This window comes from Schaalia meyeri, assembly GCF_900105015.1.
Classification (GTDB): Bacteria; Actinomycetota; Actinomycetes; order Actinomycetales; family Actinomycetaceae; genus Pauljensenia; species Pauljensenia meyeri.
The window spans coordinates 1-19,594 of sequence record NZ_FNLK01000004.1 but is presented as its reverse complement, the minus strand read 5'-3'; the positions used below and the strand labels follow the sequence as shown (position 1 = coordinate 19,594).

The following is a 19,594-nucleotide window of genomic DNA, read 5'->3' as shown; positions in this document are numbered from 1 at the left end:
GTGTTCCTGCGTTGAGGGTGCGCGGGGGTGCGCACAATCGAGGGAAGCCAGGTTAAGCCGCGTCGCGGCAGGCGGTGTCAGCCGAGATGGGAGTCGGCGTGGATAGACGCGTCGACGGCACCTATCAGTGCGGTCGACAAACCACCTTCCTCAGCGGCCAACAATCCTGCGATCGTGGTCCCGCCGGGGCTCGTCACCCGATCAATGAGTTGCGCGGGAATCGTGCCCGCCTCGCGTTCGGCGAGGATCAGCGCAGCAGCTCCCGCCATGGCCTGCGCGGCGATTTCGACTCCGCTGTCCTTGGACAGGCCGTGTTTTAGTCCCGCGCGGGCGAACGAATCAACGATCTGGAAATACCAGGCCGACGAGCACGAGGCCAGGGCCTGGAAGACAGGGAAGTATTCCTCGTCAATGAGGATGGTGCGGCCCACCGAATCCATCAGGGAGCACACCGCCTCCACCTGCGCGTCGGTGGCGCCGGAGGAGGTCACGGCCGTCATGGACTGTCCGACGGTGGCCGCGACGTTCGGCATGATGCGCAGCAGCGGAATGCCCGCGCCGAAGTCCGCGGCAATCTGGTCGAGGGTGCGCCCGGCGGCAAGGGAAGCGACACAGACCTCGGGCCGACTGACCACGGTGGGGGAAATCTCCTTGATGACCGCGCGCTGATCCTTGGGTTTGACCGCCAGGATGACGACGTCGACCTGATGGGCCAGGGACACGTTGGACGAGGCGGCGCTGGCGCCGAGTTCGTCCGCCAGGTCGCACGCCTTGGCTGGCGTGCGGTTCGCAAACACCAGGTCCGCGGGGTCGACACCGGACGCGACGGCGCCGCGAGCGATGGCCTGAGCCATGGCTCCCGTTCCGATGAACCCGATGCGCACGTGTCTCCCTGTCGTTGTATGGACGATCACGTCGCATGCTACTCCCATTCTGGCCGATCGTGGCACTACTGGTCGCAGTATGAGACGGGGCCGAGGCCGCCACTGACGTGCTGCCCGGAAGTTGGACTGGGGTTGCCAGTTCCTTCTTCCGGGGAGTTTTCACGTATCGGGGTAGTTTGTTGTCTGAGGGTCAGCGCTTGCGCGTGCCAAAGATGGAGCGCGTGATCTCGCGCCCGGCGGTGCGCAGGACCGAACCGAGGACCGACTCGACCTGGCGGGTGCGTCGCTCGGCGGCGCGCTGACGAGCGGCCTCTTCCTTTTCCTGCTGCTTCTCGACCTGCTTGCGCAGCCTCTCCATTTCCTTCTCGCGCGCCGCCTGCTCCCTGGCGGCTGCCTTCTCGGCCTCCTTGGCCGCCTTCTCCGCTTCCTTGGCGGCCGCCTCCTGGGCGAGCGCCTCCTCGCGGGCTGCCTGAGTCTCGTTAGCGCGGCGGGCGAGCTTCTCTTCGGCCGAATCGGGGTTCACGGCGTCGCGGTACCGGCCCATGATAACGCTGGACTGGTTGATGCGGGCGATGGTGTCGACTGACGCGGGGCCCATGACGGAGGCCGGTGCCCAGATACCGACGGGCGTGACGGGGGTCGGGTTGCCCTTCGGGTCCAGGACGGTGACGACGGCTTCGCCCGTTCCCAGGGTGGTGAGCACTTCGTCCAGCTCGAGGCTGGTCTTCGGGAAGGTCTGGACCGTGGCCTTGAGTTTCTTGAAGTCGTCCGGGGTGGAGGCGCGCAGACCGTGTTGGATGCGCGAACCCAGCTGGGCGAGGACGTCGGAGGGGATGTCCTTGGGCGTCTGGGTGACAAAGACGACGCCCACGCCCTTGGAGCGGATGAGGCGCACGGTCTGGACGACCTGACGCTCAAACTCTTTCGTGGCGTCGGCGAAGAGCAGGTGGGCCTCGTCGAAGAAGAACACGAGCTTGGGGCGCGGGGCGTCGCCGACCTCGGGCAGGGCGGAGAACAGGTTGGCCAGCAGGAACATGATGACCGCGCTGACCAGGGCGGGGCGAGAGGAAATGTCTCCCACGCCCAACAGTGAAATGATGCCGCGTCCCGAGGAATCGGAGCGGATCAGGTCAGCGGTGTCAAAGCCTGGGGCGCCGAAGAACTGACCGCCGCCCTGGGACTCAAGCGCGGTCAGGGCGCGCAGGATCACGCCGGCCGTGGCCTTGGAAACGCCGCCGATTCCCGCCAACTCATCCTTGCCGTCCTCGCTGGTCAGGAACGAAATGACGGAACGAAGGTCCGGCAGGTCCACGAGCTCCAGTCCCTGGGCGTCCGCCCAGGCGAAGATCAGCTGGAGGGCCTGCTCCTGCGTCGTATTAAGCGACAGTGCGCGGGCCAACAGGATGGGGCCAAAGTCGGAGACCTGGGCGCGAACAGGCACGCCTGGGAACTGTGAATCATCCCCGCCCAGGCTCAGCAGCTCGACGGGGAAGGCTGCGGGCGCCCACTCCTGGCCGTTCGCCGCCGTACGGGACAAGAGCTTGTCCGAGCTGGCTCCCGCCTCGGCCAGGCCCGTCAGGTCGCCCTTGACGTCGCACAGGAGGACGGAGGAGCCGGCCGCAGACAGCCCCTCGGCCAGCAACTGCAGGGTGCGGGTCTTGCCCGTGCCCGTCGCGCCGGCAACCAGGAGGTGGCGGTTCAGCATGGGAAGCGGCACCGCGGCGCTGACCCCACTCACCCGCGTCCCGTTATCAATCAGGGTGCCGATCGTCACCGCGGGAACCTGCCAGGAGTAGGCGCCCTGGACCTGGGTGGCAAAGGGGGAAAGGTCAGGGGATGAGGCCGGGGCTGCCTGCGCCTCTTGGGGTGCCTGCGCGGAGCCGGGGGAGGGCGGCTCCCCGGTGCCACCGGGCCCGCCCGCCGGGGCTGAGTCGTGCGCCGGGGCGGCAGGCCTGGTGGAGGCTTCGAGCTGGGCGCGCAGCGCTTCGGCCTTCGCGCGGGCTGCCTCGGCCTCTGCTGCTTTTGCGGCTGCCTCCGCCTCGGCGAGCCGTGCCTTGAGATCCTCGATGTTCTCGCTCATGGTGATGTCTTTCGGACCGTGGGCGCGCGAGCGCCGCTGTGCTGTGTCTGTCCCGCAACAGTATCCCTTGAATCCGCGCTTTAATGCGACTTTTGGACAGGAAAGTCTCGTGTGGAGCCTATCCACAGCCAGCGCGAACGCGTCGCGGTTATTCACAGGCGATGGCTGGCGCGCTGACGGGGGCGCTACCTGGGGGTTAGCGTCCGGATATGAACTTTTCACGAGTGCTGGCGCGCAGGCGCATGGCCGCGCTGACAAAGGCCGTGTACGACTCCGCTGCGACCCAGGAGGACACAGCCGACGAGCCCAGGGTCGCGCGTTTGCTGCCGGGTGGTGCCACGGTTGCGGCGCTGATCATCGTCATCGTCCTGATCGCCGGAGTGAGTGTCTGGAAGCACGCGCGCCTCGCCGACCATGCCCGCGCGACCGAGCGATCCACGAGCGAACAGAGCCGCGAGGCCCAATCCGGCGCCGAGACGCCCGCCCCCGCGGCCACCTCAGCCCCGGGCGATCGCGGAGAGGTCATCGTCTACGTGTCCGGCGCGGTCGGCGCCCCGGGGGTGCTCACCCTTCCCACCTCTTCGCGCGTCATAGACGCCATCAACGCGGCCGGAGGGGCACTGCCGGAGGCCGACCTGGACGCCATCAACCTCGCACGCGTCCTGGTCGACGGGGAACACATTCGCGTCGCACCCGCGGGACAAACACCCACCGAAGCGGGCGGCAACACAACCGATGCGAGAGTGGGTGGCTGCGTTAGGCTCGACACGGCCAGCGCGACCGACCTGCAAACCCTGCCGGGCATCGGCCCCGCCCTGGCCGCCCGAATCATCGAGTACCGCTCCACCCACCCCCACATCGCCTCCGTCGAGGCGCTTGACGAAGTACCCGGCATCGGCCCCTCACTGATCGAAAAGATACGCCCGGGGGTGTGCCCATGACCGATCAGAGCGCCCCCGTCATGATCGACCTGCGGCTGCTGCCAGCAGCCGCAGCGACGTGGGCGGCCACCTGGTGGGCGACCACACACCCCGCACCGTGGACCCTGGTCGGGGCGTGCGTGCTGGCCGCATGCGCCGGTGCGGCCTCCTACGCGCGCTCGCGGCACTTCGCCCGTCCTCCCAGGCACGCGCTCACGCCGCCTCGGTCCGTGCGAATGGCGATCACCCTCCTGTGCACCTGCCTCGCCTGCGCCCTCGCCGTCGCAAGCGCTGCCGGGCGCCAATACGACGCGGACCCTGCCCGCCGCGATTCCGGCCCGATCCGGGTGCGCGTCGCGCTCGCGGGAGACCCGGTGCCATCCTCAGGATATTTAGCGCGAAGACGAGCACGCGTGCGCATCGTAGCGGTGGCCCACGGGCAGCACTGGCTGCCCTCCCAGGCCAGCGCCCTGGTCAGCGCGCCCGGCTGGGAGGAAGCCGCGCGCGGGGATGTTTTCGAGGTGAGTGGGAGCCTGGACGCGGCATTCGCCGCCGATCCGCCCTCCGTCGGATCCATACGCGCGCGCCACGTGGAGCTCCTCGAGCGACCGGGAGGGCTGTATGCGTGGATGCGCGCCGTCCACCGTTCCTTCGCCGAGGCGTGTCGAGCGCTCCCCAGGGATGCTCGCGCCCTCGTTCCCGGCATGGCCATCGGGGACGACCGGCTGATGCCACCCGACCTGGCTGACGCCATGAAGGCCACCTCTCTGACCCACCTGACGGCCGTGTCTGGAGCCCACATCGTCATCATCCTCGCCGCTGTTAACCTCGCGTTGCCCGCACGAAAAACCGTGCGCCTCACGGCGACTGTCGCGGTGCTGTCGGGCATCGTCGTGCTCGTCGGACCTCAGGCCTCTGTCGTGCGATCCGTGTGCGTCGCATCGGTGGCCGCACTGGGGCTCATTCTCGGACGCGAAGGCCAGGCCATCGCTGCCCTGAGCGCCGTCGTCATCACGACTCTCCTCGTCGACCCGTGGGCCTCGCGGTCCTACGGATTCGCGCTGTCATCGTTGGCCGCCCTGGCCCTCGTCGGCCCCTCCGCCGCCATCATCAGGCGTGCGCGCCGACGATTGCGAGGCGATACGCGGGTGGGAAAGGCGTTGCGCGGCCTCGTGGAAATGACGTGCGTGCCAGCCCTGGCCGAGCTCTTTACCGCACCCCTCATCGTCTCCCTGTCCGGCTCGGTCCCCGTGTGGGGGATAGCCGCCAACGTCGTCGCGGAACCCGCTGTCCCCGTGGCGACCCTGGCTGGATTTCTTGGGGCACTCATCGCGCCCGCGAATCCGACCGCCGCCGCGGCGTTTGCGCGCGTGGCCTCCTGGGCGACCGGTTGGATAGCAGCAGTCGCACGCTTCTTTGCGGGGCTGGCCGCGCCCGGCATGCAGGTCCCCGGAGGAGCGCCGACCCTCCTCGCCCTGTACGCGTGCGCGGCGGCCGGGTGGGTGGGATGGTGCGCGTGGAAACGCTGGGGTGCACCGCTGACCGGCCAGGGCACGAAAAGATGAGTGCTCAAGGGGCGACCACCGATAGTCGCCGCCGCGGGGGTCGGTGAACCCTGCCACGACTTGCGTGCTTCCCGGACAAAGACGGCCCCAGATGAGTGCCCACGGTGGCAAACTAGGACAGTTACCACCGCTGTGGAAAGGTAGGGAATCGTGGCAGCACGCGGCACGCGACCGGCGACACCCGCCCGGGTCACGCTGGCCCCTATCGTCCTTATCAAGGGAAGCGAGGGGCTCCTGGTCGACCGTGGGCTCGACCAACTGCGCGCCCTGGCATACCAAGCCGACCCGCACCTCGAACGCACGGACCTCGTTGCCGCCACCTACCGGGCGGGGCAGATCGACGTGATCGCCTCGCCCTCCCTCTTCGGGGAGTCCCGCATGGTCATCATCCGCGACCTGGAGACCATGAGCGATGCCCTCGCGGCGGACCTTATCGCCTACGCGTCCAGCCCCGCACCCGACGTGTGGATGTTCCTGACGCACCCCGGCGGCAACGCGCGAGGCAAGAAAGTCATCGACGCGATCAGCAAGGCGAAATGGCCCATCATCCCCGCCGAACCGCTCAAGAACGATTGGGATAAGCTCGCGCTCATCGCCGCTGACGTGCGCGACGCACACCGACAGATGGACAACGATGCCATGCAGGCCCTCGTAGACGCGCTGGGAAACGACCCGCGTGCCATGGCCGGGGCGCTTGCTCAGCTCATGTCAGACGTGAGCGGGCGCATCAGCCTGGAGGACGTACGGCGCTATCAGGCCGGACGCGTTGAGGCGACCGGGTACGACGTTGCCGACGCGGCCGTCGCCGGGCATTCCGCGAAGGCGCTGACCCTGACCCGTCACGCTTTTGCGACGGGAATCGCGCCGCAGGTGTTGGTCGCCGCACTGGCCATGAAGTTCCGCGCGATGGCGAAGGCATCGATCGGAGGCTCAGCCTCGGCGCTCAAGATGGCCCCCTGGCAGGTGGACCGCGCCCGGCGCGAACTGCGCGGCTGGTCCGACGCCTCGCTGGCCGCAGCTTTTGGCGCGATAGCCACCGCCGATGCCGAAACGAAGGGCGCGTCGCGGGACCCGCAGCGCGCCATTGAGAAAGCCGTCATCACCATCTGTCGGCTTCACGGGCGCTGAGAGGAGCCACAGCCCCGCCCGCAGCGGTTTCGCGCGTCGATACAGAATGATGAAGGAAGTAGAAGGAGATTAATGAAGACCATAAGAACGTTGGTGGGGCGGTTGCGGGAGTACAGGACGCCCGCTATCGAGACCTCGCTCCTTATCGTCGGCGAGGTCATCCTCGAATGCCTGATCCCGCTGGTCATGGTGTCCCTGGTCGATACGCTGGACGGAGCCTCCCTCAGCCCCGTCCTGCGCCTGGGGTTGATCCTCATCGCCCTGGCCTTCGCCTCGCTCGCGTGTGGCGTGCTGGCCGCGCGCCTTTGCGCAACCGCGTCGGTTGGCCTGGCAAAGAACCTGCGCCAGGACCTCTTCTTCAAGGTCCAGGACTTTTCCTTCGCCGACATCGACCGCTTCTCAACGTCCTCCCTGGTGACGCGCATGACGACGGACGTGACCAACGTGCAAAACGCGTTTAGCATGCTGATCCGCGTCGCCGTGCGCGTCCCCCTCATGATCATCTTTTCCATCGTCATGGCGTGGCGCATCAACGTGTCGATGGCGCTCGTTTTCCTGGGCATGCTTCCCGTGCTGGCCATCATTCTCGCAATCATCGTCCTGGTGGCCTTCCCGATTTTCCGGCGCATTTTTAAAAAGTACGATGCGCTGAACAACTCCGTCCAGGAGAACGTCGCCGCGATCCGCGTGGTGAAGTCCTTCGTGACGGAGGAGCATGAGACGAAGAAGTTTCGGCGGGCCTCCCAGGACGTGCGCACGGACTTCACGAACGCCGAGAAGCTCATTGCCCTCAACAGTCCCGTGATGATGCTGTTCATCTTCGGCGCGATCACCGCGGTCGACTACTTCGGCGCGACCATCATCGTGGGATCGGGGGGCACGGAGCTAACGAAGGGCGGATTGACGGCCCTGATCACCTACGGCATCCAGATTCTGTCCCATATGCTCGGGCTCGCCTTCATTTTCGTGATGACTACCATGGCCGCCGAGTCCGCGAACCGAATTGCTGAGGTCCTCACCCACGAGCCGTCCCTGTCCTCGCCCCCCGGCGGGGCAACCGAGGTGGTCGACGGCGCCGTCGAGTTCGAGGGTGTTTCCTTCAAGTACTCGGCCACCGCTGAGGAAAACGCGCTGTCCGACATCAACCTGCGCATCGAGTCCGGCCAGACGCTGGGCATCGTCGGCGGGACGGGATCGGCCAAGACCTCTCTCATCCAGCTGATCTGTCGGCTCTATGACGCCAGCGAGGGAACCGTCACGGTCGGCGGCCTGAACGTGCGCGATTACGACCTGGAAACCCTGCGCGACGCGGTCTCCGTTGTCCTGCAGAGGAACGTTCTCTTCTCCGGGACCATCAGGGACAACATGCGTTGGGGCAACCCCGATGCGACCGACGAGCAGATCGAGCACGCCTGCAAGCTCGCCCAGGCCGACGAATTCATCACGCAGCTGCCCGGCGGCTACAACTACGTGATCGCGCGCGGCGGGACAAACGTGTCGGGCGGACAAAAGCAGCGGCTGTGCATCGCCCGCGCGCTGCTGAAGAAGCCGAGGATCCTGATCCTGGATGACTCCATGTCGGCGGTCGATACCAGGACAGATTCGCTCATCCGCGGTGCGCTTGAGACAGAAATCCCGGGGACCACGACCATCATCATTGCTCAACGGCTGTCTTCCGTCGAGCACGCCGATCAGATCGTCGTCCTTCACGACGGGCGCATCACGGAGCGCGGCACCCACGCCCAGCTGATGACAGCGGGCGGAGAATACCGAGAGATCTACGACTCCCAGAACGCGTCCAGCGAAAGCGAGGTGGCCTGATGTCCCGCGCACGCAACGCCCGCGTTGACAGTGAGAAGCTGGAGGGTATCCCGCATCCATTCCCTCGCCTGATGCGATACGTTGTTCGCCACTACCCGGTGCGCATCGGCCTGACGGTCGCGTGCATCATCATGGCGGCGGTCGCCTCGGCGGTCGGGGCGATCTTCATGCAGAGAATCATCGACACGGTTGTCACCCCCGGCCTGGAAAACGGTTTCGACACGGTGCGCGCGACCCTCGTGCGCCTGGTCATCACGATGGGCATCATCTTTTGCGCCGGCGTGATCGGTAGCTTCATCTCTACCCGCGCCATGGCGATCGTGACGCAGGGGACCCTCAAGCACATGCGCGACGACATGTTTGATTCGATGGAACGTCTGCCGTTACGATTCTTTGACACGCACCCGCACGGCGCGATCATGTCGACGTTCACAAACGACACGGACGCCATTCGTCAGCTGATCGGCCAGTCCATCCCGACGCTCATTCAGTCGGGCCTGACGATTGTGGTCCTCATCGGCACGATGCTGTACTACTCCGTGTGGCTGGCCCTGGTCGTGCTCCTCGTCGGCGGACTCATGGTCTGGCTGACAGGCAAGCTGGGCGGCCTCTCCGGGCGGTTCATGAGCGCCCAGCAGAGCGCGCTGGCGGACGAGGAAGGCTTCATCGAAGAGATGATGGACGGCCAGAAGGTTGTGCAAGTCTTTAACCACGAGCAGGACGCCAAGGACGATTTCATTGAGTACAACCAGGAGCTCTTCGAAGTCTCCGAGAAGGCGAATATTTACGGTAACGTTCTCATGCCGGCTCTGGGTAACATCGGCAACATCATGTACGTCGTGGTCGCCGTCGTCGGCGGTGTCATGATCCTGCGCCAGGCGCCGAACCTTCGCCTCGTCGGTATCGACGTGGTGACGGTCGGTATCGTCGTGTCCTTCCTGGGCATGGTCCGTAACTTTTCGCAGACCATCGGTCAGATGTCCATGCAGGTCCCAATGATCGCGTTGGGGCTGGCGGGCGCGGGACGAGTATTCGCCTTGATCGATCAGGAACCCGAGGAAGACCACGGGTATGTCACCCTCGTGCGTGCGCGCGAGAGGCCTGACGGAGTGATCGAGCCGACCGAGGAACGTACGGGCGTGTGGGCGTGGCGCCACCCCCACCAGGCGGAGGGCACCGTCACCTACACCCGATTGCGCGGGGAGCTCGTCATGGAGGGTGTCGACTTTTCCTACGATGGAGAAAAAGAGGTCCTGCGCGACATCTCCCTGTGGGCAAAACCGGGGCAGAAGATCGCCTTCGTGGGGGCCACCGGCGCCGGAAAGACGACGATTACGAACCTGATCAACCGCTTCTACGACATTGACGACGGCAAGATCCGTTACGACGGCATCAACGTGAACAAGATCCACAAGCCGGACCTGCGCCGTTCCCTCGGGGTCGTGTTGCAGGACGTGAAGCTCTTTACCGGCACCGTCATGGAGAACATCCGCTACGGGCGCCTGGATGCGACGGACGAGGAGTGCATCGAGGCTGCGAAGCTGGCGAACGCGGATTCCTTCATCCGTCGTCTGCCCGACGGCTACGACACGATGCTCACGGGCAACGGGTCGAACCTGTCGCAGGGGCAGGCGCAGCTCCTGTCGATCGCGCGGGCCGCCGTGGCCGATCCGCCGGCGATGATCCTGGACGAGGCAACCTCCTCAATCGACACGCGAACCGAGTCGCTGGTGCAGCAGGGCATGGATAACCTGATGCAGGGGCGCACGGTGTTCGTGATCGCACACCGCCTCTCCACGGTGCGCAACTCTGACGCGATCATGGTCATGGATCACGGCCGCATCATCGAGCGCGGCAGTCACGATGACCTGATCGCCCAAAAGGGCCTCTACTACCAGCTGTACACGGGTGCCTTCGAACTCGAATAGGACACGAACCCCGGGCCTCGCCGATGTCTCCGGTGAGGCCGGGGTTGCTTCGCCTGCGCGTGACGAGCGAAGCGGAGACCAAGGGATCTGGCGGGCACCTTAGCGCCGGGGTGGGGAAGGACTGTGGCGGCACTCAGCCGTCAGGCCGTGCCGGGGTCCGGGCTGGGGGAGCGCAGACGAGCGCGGGCATAAGCGTGCGGGCCGCCCCAGTGGGGCGGCCCGCATCACGTCAAGCGTTACTGCCTGGTCAGTCACCGAGCGAGGCAACGCGGCGAGCAAGCTTGGACTTGCGGTTCGCGGCCTGGTTCTTGTGGATGACGCCCTTGGAGACGGCGACGTCCAGCTTGCGCGAAGCGATGCGCAGGGCAGAGAGAGCCTTCTCCTTGTCGCCGGCCTCAACGGCCTCGCGGGTCTGGCGGACCAGGGTCTTCAGCTCGGACTTCACGGACTGGTTGCGAAGGCGGCGCTTCTCGTTGGTGAGGATGCGCTTCTTCTGGGACTTAATGTTTGCCACAGTCGGATTTCTCCTTGATGTATGTCTGACAGGGTCGGTGAGGGCTGTGTCAAGACCAGGACCTAGGCGTGGGGACACCCGCAAACGATCTCAACCAGACCCCCTGCCCGACCAGGCCGGGAGTCCAACGAACGATTCTACCAGGAGTGGGGCGCTGCGCCATACCCCGGAACCCGCCACGGCCTCGTAAGGTCGGTCACGTGTGGTCGTTACTCGCCGTGGGAACGGTGGTGATCTTCAAGGGCGTCGACGATGCGTTGCCAGGTTGCCCTCGGCAGGATCGATCCTTCGCGGCGTACCTCGGTGGCTTTGACCCATAGGGCGCGGTCGAGTCGCACTTCGGAGGGGCGCCCCTTCGAATCCCACGCCCCCGATCCGATGTCGAACCAGTAGCGGCCGGCCGCGGCTTCCTGATCCGCGTCGCGCGTGTGGTCCTTGCTGGTGAGCTGCAGGATGTACACGCCCTCTCCCTGCGCGCCGATAACGACGGCGGGGCGGTCCTTGCCGACGGAGGCATCCTCTTGGAAAGGAACCCACGTCCAGATAACTTCGCCGGGTCGGCGTCCCCGTCCATGACAGGCTCGTACGAGGCAATGGGCGAGCGCGTCGGCGATGCTCGCCTCGCGAATCGACGTGTCGGGTCGCTTGGAGGCAGCGGGGTCTTGGCGGTGGTGAGCGGAATGGGAACGGGGAGTCCCCGGAGCGCTTCACGGGCCGAGCGGAGGGCCCGCGTGGGAGGATCGGCGCGTCGGCGGAAGCATCCGTTCGCGCCGCAGGTTTGTTGGTTTCCGCCCTGCCTCGAAGAAGAAACCGATGGCGGCATCAATGAGGCCGCTGATGAGTGATTTCATGGCACCAGCATACGTGAGGGCCAGAGGAGCTGGTTATTCACAGACTATGCGAAGAGGGCGAGTTATCCACAGGGGGCGTAATCGAGGGAGACAGCGCACGCGGTTCAGCGTCATTCTGAGTGCGTTCGCAGATGATCTCGCTGGCAAAGAAAGGTGATGACGATGTCTGGCGCAACAATGCACGGCCCGACGGTTTCCCTGGACGCATTCGGGCTCCCGATACCCCAGGCGCTCAGGAAAGCCCCGCTGACGTGCAGGCCAGGGCGTCCATCAACGTGGCGATGCGCTGCGCGGCATCGGGCAGGATCGACGACGCACTCGACCGGGCGACGGAGGTGTATGAGGACGAGGACGTGTCGATCGAACGGCGTCTCGAAGCTGCCAAACTGCGCGTCGACTGGCACGCCGTAATGGGAGCCTACCCGCAGTGTCGCAGGGTGGCCGCCGATGCGGTGCGCCTGGGGACGCGATACCTGGAACATGACCACCCGCTCATCCTCATGCTGCGCAACTCCGAGGCCTACTGGCTGTCCATCCTCGGTTGCGAGGACATGGCGATCCGAAAGTTCGCGACCCTGGTTGCCGACATCAGGACTGCTCTCAGCTTGATCCGCAGATCGCGTTCGCGATCCGCAACAACTCTGCTATGCCCTGGAAGAACAGGGGAAAGTGGCGCAGGGCGGCACGCGTGTACGCGGGCTCCTAGAGGATATGGAGGGCCAGCTGGAGGCCACCGACGCGACGGTGCTGACGGTGCGTGACAACCTCGCGGAGGTATTATCGGCCGACCGCCACTACGAGAAGCGATCCGCCTATACGAGACAAACATGGCGGCGTTGCTGACGGTCGCTGAGCGGGGCGACTGGCGCGTCCTGCGCCTGCGCAACGAGATTGCGCGCAACGTCTGGATGGGAGGCGACCGGTCCGGCGGGAGGGATCTGTGGACGGTCCTGGCGGAGGACTGCCGCAGATACCTGGGGGATAGGGATCCCCTCACGGCGCGCATCCGCACGATCCTCCTGACGCTGGCCGCCCTGAGCGGAGACGAGGAGAAGGCCTGTCGACTGGCCCGCAAACTTGAGGACGATCACCCCGACGACTGGGAGGAATACGGCATGCCGAGGCCATCGCCCTGGTCGCGGAGGCGGAGCTTGGTGCCGACGAGGCGGATGGGTGAAGCCCCTCCACTGTGCGCGACTTCCCGCGCCACGACTAGCACAAAGGGGCGCGTCAATGGGACGATGAGGAGGTTAACGAATTCACGGAGGTTCACGTGCCCATCCCCACACCCGCGCAGCTGGCTCAGATCCGCCGTCTCGCACCCCGCAGACGCAGATCCGTAACTTTTGCATCATCGCCCACATCGATCATGGAAAGTCGACGCTCGCGGACCGCATGCTCCAGCTGACCGGCGTCGTTGAGGCGCGCGAAATGCGCGCCCAATACCTCGATCGCATGGACATCGAACGCGAACGAGGAAATCACGATCAAGAGCCAGGCCGTCGTAGCTGAAGTCCACGTGCCCCGGCGTGTCGATCATGTTGAGCGCGTACGGAGTCTCTCCCTTCACCCACGGCATGCGCACGGCCTGGCTCTTGATCGTGATTCCTCGTTCGCGTTCGATGTCCATGCGATCGAGGTATTGGGCGCGCATTTCGCGCGCCTCAACGACGCCGGTCAGCTGGAGCATGCGGTCCGCGAGCGTCGACTTTCCATGATCGATGTGGGCGATGATGCAAAAGTTACGGATCTGCGTCTGCGGGGTGCGAGACGGGCGGATCTGAGCCAGCTGCGCGGGTGTGGGGATGGGCACGTGAACCTCCGTGAATTCGTTAACCTCCTCATCGTCCCATTGACGCGCCCCTTTGTGCTAGTCGTGGCGCGGGAAGTCGCGCACAGTGGAGGGCTTCACCCATCCGCCTCGTCGGCACCAAGCTCCGCCTCCGCGACCAGGGCGATGGCCTCGGTCATGCCGTATTCCTCCCAGTCGTCGGGGTGATCGTCCTCAAGTTTGCGGGCCAGTCGACAGGCCTTCTCCTCGTCTCCGCTCAGGGCGGCCAGCGTCAGGAGGATCGTGCGGATGCGCGCCGTGAGGGATCCCTATCCCCAGGTATCTGCGGCAGTCCTCCGCCAGGACCGTCCACAGATCCTCCCGCCGGACCGGTCGCCTCCCATCCAGACGTTGCGCGCAATCTCGTTGCGCAGGCGCAGGACGCGCCAGTCGCCCCGCTCAGCGACCGTCAGCAACGCCGCCATGTTTGTCTCGTATAGGCGGATCGCTTCCTCGTAGTGGCGGTCGGCCGATAATACCTCCGCGAGGTTGTCACGCACCGTCAGCACCGTCGCGTCGGTGGCCTCCAGCTGGCCCTCCATATCCTCTAGGAGCCCGCGGTACACGCGTGCCGCCCTGCGCCACTTTCCCTGTTCTTCCAGGGCATAGCAGAGTTGTTGCGGATCGCGAACGCGATCTGCGGATCAAGCTGAGAGCAGTCCCTGATGTCGGCAACCAGGGTCGCGAACTTTCGGATCGCCATGTCCTCGCAACCGAGGATGGACAGCCAGTAGGCCTCGGAGTTGCGCAGCATGAGGATGAGCGGGTGGTCATGTTCCAGGTATCGCGTCCCCAGGCGCACCGCATCGGCGGCCACCCTGCGACACTGCGGTAGGCTCCCATTACGGCGTGCCAGTCGACGCGCAGTTTGGCAGCTTCGAGACGCCGTTCGATCGACACGTCCTCGTCCTCATACACCTCCGTCGCCCGGTCGAGTGCGTCGTCGATCCTGCCCGATGCCGCGCAGCGCATCGCCACGTTGATGGACGCCCTGGCCTGCACGTCAGCGGGGCTTTCCTGAGCGCCTGGGGTATCGGAGCCCGAATGCGTCCAGGGAAACCGTCGGGCCGTGCATTGTTGCGCCAGACATCGTCATCACCTTTCTTTGCCAGCGAGATCATCTGCGAACGCACTCAGAATGACGCTGAACCGCGTGCGCTGTCTCCCTCGATTACGCCCCTGTGGATAACTCGCCCTCTTCGCATAGTCTGTGAATAACCAGCTCCTCTGGCCTCACGTATGCTGTGCCATGAAATCACTCATCAGCGGCTCATTGATGCCGCATCGGTTTCTTCTTCGAGCAGGGCGGAACCAACAAACTGCGGCGCGAACGGATGCTTCGCCGACGCGCCGATCCTCCCACGCGGGCCCTCCGCTCGGCCCGTGAAGCGCTCCGGGACTCCCGTTCCCATTCCGCTCACCACCGCCAAGACCCGCTGCCTCCAAGCGACCCGACACGTCGATTCGCGAGGCGAGCATCGCCGACGCGCTCGCCCATGCCTCGTACGAGCCTGTCATGGACGGGGACGCCGACCCCGGCGAAGTTATCTGGACGTGGGTTCCTTTCCAAGAGGATGCCTCCGTCGGCAAGGACCGCCCGCCGTCGTTATCGGCGCGCAGGGAGAGGGCGTGTACATCCTGCAGCTCACCAGCAAGGACCACACGCGCGACGCGGATCAGGAAGCCGCGGCCGGCCGCTACTGGTTCGACATCGGATCGGGGGCGTGGATTCGAAGGGGCGCCCTCCGAAGTGCGACTCGACCGCGCCCTATGGGTCAAAGCCACCGAGGTACGCCGCGAAGGATCGATCCTGCCGAGGGCAACCTGGCAACGCATCGTCGACGCCCTTGAAGATCACCACCGTTCCCACGGCGAGTAACGACCACACGTGACGACCTTACGAGGCCGTGGCGGGTTCCGGGGTATGGCGCAGCGCCCCACTCCTGGTAGAATCGTTCGTTGGACTCCCGGCCTGGTCGGGCAGGGGGTCTGGTTGAGATCGTTTGCGGGTGTCCCACGCCTAGGTCCTGGTCTTGACACAGCCCTCACCGACCCTGTCAGACATACATCAAGGAGAAATCCGACTGTGGCAAACATTAAGTCCCAGAAGAAGCGCATCCTCACCAACGAGAAGCGCCGCCTTCGCAACCAGTCCGTGAAGTCCGAGCTGAAGACCCTGGTCCGCCAGACCCGCGAGGCCGTTGAGGCCGGCGACAAGGAGAAGGCTCTCTCTGCCCTGCGCATCGCTTCGCGCAAGCTGGACGTCGCCGTCTCCAAGGGCGTCATCCACAAGAACCAGGCCGCGAACCGCAAGTCCAAGCTTGCTCGCCGCGTTGCCTCGCTCGGTGACTGACCAGGCAGTAACGCTTGACGTGATGCGGGCCGCCCCACTGGGGCGGCCCGCACGCTTATGCCCGCGCTCGTCTGCGCTCCCCAGCCCGGACCCCGGCACGGCCTGACGGCTGAGTGCCGCCACAGTCCTTCCCCACCCCGGCGCTAAGGTGCCCGCCAGATCCCTTGGTCTCCGCTTCGCTCGTCACGCGCAGGCGAAGCAACCCCGGCCTCACCGGAGACATCGGCGAGGCCCGGGGTTCGTGTCCTATTCGAGTTCGAAGGCACCCGTGTACAGCTGGTAGTAGAGGCCCTTTTGGGCGATCAGGTCATCGTGACTGCCGCGCTCGATGATGCGGCCGTGATCCATGACCATGATCGCGTCAGAGTTGCGCACCGTGGAGAGGCGGTGTGCGATCACGAACACCGTGCGCCCCTGCATCAGGTTATCCATGCCCTGCTGCACCAGCGACTCGGTTCGCGTGTCGATTGAGGAGGTTGCCTCGTCCAGGATCATCGCCGGCGGATCGGCCACGGCGGCCCGCGCGATCGACAGGAGCTGCGCCTGCCCCTGCGACAGGTTCGACCCGTTGCCCGTGAGCATCGTGTCGTAGCCGTCGGGCAGACGACGGATGAAGGAATCCGCGTTCGCCAGCTTCGCAGCCTCGATGCACTCCTCGTCCGTCGCATCCAGGCGCCCGTAGCGGATGTTCTCCATGACGGTGCCGGTAAAGAGCTTCACGTCCTGCAACACGACCCGAGGGAACGGCGCAGGTCCGGCTTGTGGATCTTGTTCACGTTGATGCCGTCGTAACGGATCTTGCCGTCGTCAATGTCGTAGAAGCGGTTGATCAGGTTCGTAATCGTCGTCTTTCCGGCGCCGGTGGCCCCACGAAGGCGATCTTCTGCCCCGGTTTTGCCCACAGGGAGATGTCGCGCAGGACCTCTTTTTCTCCATCGTAGGAAAAGTCGACACCCTCCATGACGAGCTCCCCGCGCAATCGGGTGTAGGTGACGGTGCCCTCCGCCTGGTGGGGGTGGCGCCACGCCCACACGCCCGTACGTTCCTCGGTCGGCTCGATCACTCCGTCAGGCCTCTCGCGCGCACGCACGAGGGTGACATACCCGTGGTCTTCCTCGGGTTCCTGATCGATCAAGGCGAATACTCGTCCCGCGCCCGCCAGCCCCAACGCGATCATTGGGACCTGCATGGACATCTGACCGATGGTCTGCGAAAAGTTACGGACCATGCCCAGGAAGGACACGACGATACCGACCGTCACCACGTCGATACCGACGAGGCGAAGGTTCGGCGCCTGGCGCAGGATCATGACACCGCCGACGACGGCGACCACGACGTACATGATGTTGCCGATGTTACCCAGAGCCGGCATGAGAACGTTACCGTAAATATTCGCCTTCTCGGAGACTTCGAAGAGCTCCTGGTTGTACTCAATGAAATCGTCCTTGGCGTCCTGCTCGTGGTTAAAGACTTGCACAACCTTCTGGCCGTCCATCATCTCTTCGATGAAGCCTTCCTCGTCCGCCAGCGCGCTCTGCTGGGCGCTCATGAACCGCCCGGAGAGGCCGCCCAGCTTGCCTGTCAGCCAGACCATGAGTCCGCCGACGAGGAGCACGACCAGGGCCAGCCACACGGAGTAGTACAGCATCGTGCCGATGAGGACCACAATCGTCAGGCCCGACTGAATGAGCGTCGGGATGGACTGGCCGATCAGCTGACGAATGGCGTCCGTGTCGTTTGTGAACGTCGACATGATCGCGCCGTGCGGGTGCGTGTCAAAGAATCGTAACGGCAGACGTTCCATCGAATCAAACATGTCGTCGCGCATGTGCTTGAGGGTCCCCTGCGTCACGATCGCCATGGCGCGGGTAGAGATGAAGCTACCGATCACGCCGGCGCAAAAGATGATGCCCATCGTGATGACCAGGCGCACGAGGGTCGCGCGCACCGTGTCGAAACCGTTTTCCAGGCCGGGGGTGACAACCGTGTCGATGATTCTCTGCATGAAGATCGCCCCGACCGCCGAGGCGACCGCCGCCATGATGATGCACGCGACCGTCAGGCCGATGCGCACCGGGTAGTGGCGAACAACGTATCGCATCAGGCGAGGGAATGGATGCGGGATACCCTCCAGCTTCTCACTGTCAACGCGGGCGTTGCGTGCGCGGGACATCAGGCCACCTCGCTTTCGCTGGACGCGTTCTGGGAGTCGTAGATCTCTCGGTATTCTCCGCCCGCTGTCATCAGCTGGGCGTGGGTGCCGCGCTCCGTGATGCGCCCGTCGTGAAGGACGACGATCTGATCGGCGTGCTCGACGGAAGACAGCCGTTGAGCAATGATGATGGTCGTGGTCCCCGGGATTTCTGTCTCAAGCGCACCGCGGATGAGCGAATCTGTCCTGGTATCGACCGCCGACATGGAGTCATCCAGGATCAGGATCCTCGGCTTCTTCAGCAGCGCGCGGGCGATGCACAGCCGCTGCTTTTGTCCGCCCGACACGTTTGTCCCGCCGCGCGCGATCACGTAGTTGTAGCCGCCGGGCAGCTGCGTGATGAATTCGTCGGCCTGGGCGAGCTTGCAGGCGTGCTCGATCTGCTCGTCGGTCGCATCGGGGTTGCCCCAACGCATGTTGTCCCTGATGGTCCCGGAGAAGAGAACGTTCCTCTGCAGGACAACGGAGACCGCGTCGCGCAGGGTTTCCAGGTCGTAATCGCGCACGTTCAGGCCGCCGACCGTGACGGTTCCCTCGCTGGCGTCATAGAGCCGACAGATCAGCTGGATGAGAGAGGTCTTGGCCGATCCCGTCCCGCCGACGATGCCCAGCGTCTGGCCGGACTCGATGCGCAGGTTGATGTCGGACAGCGCGTTTTCCTCAGCGGTGGCCGAGTACTTGAAGGAAACACCCTCGAACTCGACGGCGCCGTCGACCACCTCGGTTGCCCCGCCGGGGGCGAGGACAGGGACGGCTCGTGGGTGAGGACCTCAGCAATTCGGTTCGCGGACTCGGCGGCCATGGTAGTCATCACGAAAATGAAGGCGAGCCCGAGCATATGGGACAGAATCTGGATGCCGTAGGTGATCAGGGCCGTCAATCCGCCCTTCGTTAGCTCCGTGCCCCCGATCCCACGATGATGGTCGCGCCGAAGTAGTCGACCGCGGTGATCGCGCCGAAGATGAACAGCATCATCACGGGACTGTTGAGGGCAATGAGCTTCTCGGCGTTCGTGAAGTCCGTGCGCACGTCCTGGGAGGCCCGCCGAAACTTCTTCGTCTCATGCTCCTCCGTCACGAAGGACTTCACCACGCGGATCGCGGCGACGTTCTCCTGGACGGAGTTGTTCAGCGCATCGTACTTTTTAAAAATGCGCCGGAAAATCGGGAAGGCCACCAGGACGATGATTGCGAGAATGATGGCCAGCACGGGAAGCATGCCCAGGAAAACGAGCGCCATCGACACGTTGATGCGCCACGCCATGACGATGGAAAAGATGATCATGAGGGGGACGCGCACGGCGACGCGGATCAGCATGCTAAACGCGTTTTGCACGTTGGTCACGTCCGTCGTCATGCGCGTCACCAGGGAGGACGTTGAGAAGCGGTCGATGTCGGCGAAGGAAAAGTCCTGGACCTTGAAGAAGAGGTCCTGGCGCAGGTTCTTTGCCAGGCCAACCGACGCGGTTGCGCAAAGGCGCGCGGCCAGCACGCCACACGCGAGCGAG

Annotated in this window: 15 protein-coding genes and 5 pseudogenes; 9 read left to right on the top strand and 11 right to left on the bottom strand. The window is 65.0% G+C overall.

From position 1 onward, the window contains the following. Positions 1-77: 77 nt before the first annotated feature. Complete coding sequence (gene proC, locus BLT68_RS00710; RefSeq protein ID WP_050694953.1) at positions 78-884, bottom strand: pyrroline-5-carboxylate reductase; 807 nt, start codon at positions 882-884, stop codon at positions 78-80. A 190-nt stretch (positions 885-1,074) separates the two neighbouring features. After that, complete coding sequence (locus tag BLT68_RS00705) at positions 1,075-2,964, bottom strand: helicase HerA-like domain-containing protein (RefSeq protein WP_074632443.1); 1,890 nt, start codon at positions 2,962-2,964, stop codon at positions 1,075-1,077. 209 nt (positions 2,965-3,173) lie between these two features. Between BLT68_RS00705 and BLT68_RS00700 the strand changes: the two genes are divergently transcribed. From BLT68_RS00700 to BLT68_RS00680, 5 genes are all read left to right on the top strand, one after another. Next, on the top strand, positions 3,174-3,905 hold the full coding sequence (locus tag BLT68_RS00700; protein WP_232618774.1) for a ComEA family DNA-binding protein: 732 nt from the start codon (positions 3,174-3,176) through the stop codon (positions 3,903-3,905). Continuing rightward, positions 3,902-5,449, top strand: coding sequence for a ComEC/Rec2 family competence protein (locus BLT68_RS00695; protein ID WP_232618775.1), 1,548 nt, complete (start codon positions 3,902-3,904; stop codon positions 5,447-5,449). The genes BLT68_RS00700 and BLT68_RS00695 overlap by 4 nt, the downstream gene beginning before the upstream one ends. A 150-nt stretch (positions 5,450-5,599) precedes the next feature. Next, on the top strand, positions 5,600-6,577 hold the full coding sequence (gene holA, locus BLT68_RS00690) for a DNA polymerase III subunit delta (RefSeq protein ID WP_074632442.1): 978 nt from the start codon (positions 5,600-5,602) through the stop codon (positions 6,575-6,577). A gap of 72 nt (positions 6,578-6,649) precedes the next feature. Continuing rightward, on the top strand, positions 6,650-8,398 hold the full coding sequence (locus tag BLT68_RS00685) for an ABC transporter ATP-binding protein (protein WP_074632438.1): 1,749 nt from the start codon (positions 6,650-6,652) through the stop codon (positions 8,396-8,398). Continuing rightward, on the top strand, positions 8,398-10,326 hold the full coding sequence (locus tag BLT68_RS00680) for an ABC transporter ATP-binding protein (RefSeq protein ID WP_074632436.1): 1,929 nt from the start codon (positions 8,398-8,400) through the stop codon (positions 10,324-10,326). The genes BLT68_RS00685 and BLT68_RS00680 overlap by 1 nt, the downstream gene beginning before the upstream one ends. 247 nt (positions 10,327-10,573) lie before the next feature. Here the strand turns inward: BLT68_RS00680 and rpsT (BLT68_RS00675) are convergent, their stop codons facing one another. The 3 genes and pseudogenes from rpsT (BLT68_RS00675) to BLT68_RS09510 all read right to left on the bottom strand — a co-directional run bounded on the left by rpsT (BLT68_RS00675) (position 10,574) and on the right by BLT68_RS09510 (position 11,691). Continuing rightward, on the bottom strand, positions 10,574-10,840 hold the full coding sequence (gene rpsT / locus BLT68_RS00675; RefSeq protein ID WP_050694948.1) for a 30S ribosomal protein S20: 267 nt from the start codon (positions 10,838-10,840) through the stop codon (positions 10,574-10,576). 209 nt (positions 10,841-11,049) lie between these two features. Then, positions 11,050-11,514 (bottom strand): annotated as a pseudogene (locus tag BLT68_RS09060) (type II toxin-antitoxin system PemK/MazF family toxin); the annotation flags it as partial. Positions 11,515-11,547: 33 nt separating this feature from the next. Continuing rightward, positions 11,548-11,691, bottom strand: a complete 144-nt coding sequence (locus BLT68_RS09510) for a hypothetical protein (protein ID WP_165603234.1) — start codon at positions 11,689-11,691, stop codon at positions 11,548-11,550. A gap of 119 nt (positions 11,692-11,810) precedes the next feature. On the opposite strand from BLT68_RS09510, the gene BLT68_RS09350 reads away from it, so the two are divergent. Both BLT68_RS09350 and BLT68_RS00660 read left to right on the top strand, forming a co-directional pair. After that, positions 11,811-12,452, top strand: a complete 642-nt coding sequence (locus tag BLT68_RS09350) for a hypothetical protein (protein WP_242649295.1) — start codon at positions 11,811-11,813, stop codon at positions 12,450-12,452. A gap of 512 nt (positions 12,453-12,964) precedes the next feature. Continuing rightward, a pseudogene (locus tag BLT68_RS00660) lies at positions 12,965-13,195 on the top strand (GTP-binding protein); the annotation flags it as partial. On the opposite strand, the pseudogene BLT68_RS00655 reads toward BLT68_RS00660, so the two are convergent. The 3 genes and pseudogenes from BLT68_RS00655 to BLT68_RS09340 all read right to left on the bottom strand — a co-directional run. Beyond that, positions 13,193-13,504 (bottom strand): annotated as a pseudogene (locus tag BLT68_RS00655) (GTP-binding protein); the annotation flags it as partial. The pseudogenes BLT68_RS00660 and BLT68_RS00655 sit on opposite strands and share 3 nt — an antisense overlap. Before the next feature lie 287 nt (positions 13,505-13,791). Continuing rightward, on the bottom strand, positions 13,792-14,088 hold the full coding sequence (locus BLT68_RS09345) for a hypothetical protein (RefSeq protein WP_242649294.1): 297 nt from the start codon (positions 14,086-14,088) through the stop codon (positions 13,792-13,794). Next, the gene (locus BLT68_RS09340; protein WP_242649293.1) at positions 14,070-14,339 is read right to left on the bottom strand and encodes a hypothetical protein; all 270 of its coding nucleotides are present in this window, start codon (positions 14,337-14,339) and stop codon (positions 14,070-14,072) included. The genes BLT68_RS09345 and BLT68_RS09340 overlap by 19 nt, the downstream gene beginning before the upstream one ends. A 51-nt stretch (positions 14,340-14,390) precedes the next feature. On the opposite strand from BLT68_RS09340, the gene BLT68_RS09335 reads away from it, so the two are divergent. After that, a complete protein-coding gene (locus BLT68_RS09335; RefSeq protein ID WP_242649292.1) occupies positions 14,391-14,543 on the top strand; it encodes a hypothetical protein in 153 nt (50 codons plus the stop codon). 241 nt (positions 14,544-14,784) lie between these two features. On the opposite strand, the gene BLT68_RS09200 is transcribed toward BLT68_RS09335, so the two are convergent. After that, a complete protein-coding gene (locus BLT68_RS09200; RefSeq protein ID WP_165603233.1) occupies positions 14,785-14,934 on the bottom strand; it encodes a hypothetical protein in 150 nt (49 codons plus the stop codon). Between the two features lie 674 nt (positions 14,935-15,608). Between BLT68_RS09200 and rpsT (BLT68_RS00640) the strand changes: the two genes are divergently transcribed. Next, positions 15,609-15,875, top strand: a complete 267-nt coding sequence (gene rpsT, locus BLT68_RS00640) for a 30S ribosomal protein S20 (RefSeq protein WP_050694948.1) — start codon at positions 15,609-15,611, stop codon at positions 15,873-15,875. Positions 15,876-16,121: 246 nt separating this feature from the next. Here rpsT (BLT68_RS00640) and BLT68_RS00635 read toward each other — a convergent pair. Further along, positions 16,122-18,048 (bottom strand): annotated as a pseudogene (locus BLT68_RS00635) (ABC transporter ATP-binding protein). Next, positions 18,048-19,594, bottom strand: a pseudogene (locus BLT68_RS00630) (ABC transporter ATP-binding protein); the annotation flags it as partial. The pseudogenes BLT68_RS00635 and BLT68_RS00630, both read right to left, overlap by 1 nt.

What these genes read in the sequence shown, in the direction of transcription:
- BLT68_RS00705 (WP_074632443.1), bottom strand. Translation starts at nt 2,964, where the DNA reads ATGAGCGAGAACATCGAGGATCTCAAGGCACGGCTCGCCGAGGCGGAG.
- BLT68_RS00700 (WP_232618774.1), top strand. Translation starts at nt 3,174, where the DNA reads ATGAACTTTTCACGAGTGCTGGCGCGCAGGCGCATGGCCGCGCTGACA.
- BLT68_RS00695 (WP_232618775.1), top strand. Translation starts at nt 3,902, where the DNA reads ATGACCGATCAGAGCGCCCCCGTCATGATCGACCTGCGGCTGCTGCCA.
- BLT68_RS00685 (WP_074632438.1), top strand. Translation starts at nt 6,650, where the DNA reads ATGAAGACCATAAGAACGTTGGTGGGGCGGTTGCGGGAGTACAGGACG.
- BLT68_RS00680 (WP_074632436.1), top strand. Translation starts at nt 8,398, where the DNA reads ATGTCCCGCGCACGCAACGCCCGCGTTGACAGTGAGAAGCTGGAGGGT.
- BLT68_RS09510 (WP_165603234.1), bottom strand. Translation starts at nt 11,691, where the DNA reads ATGAAATCACTCATCAGCGGCCTCATTGATGCCGCCATCGGTTTCTTC.
- BLT68_RS09200 (WP_165603233.1), bottom strand. Translation starts at nt 14,934, where the DNA reads ATGGGAACGGGAGTCCCGGAGCGCTTCACGGGCCGAGCGGAGGGCCCG.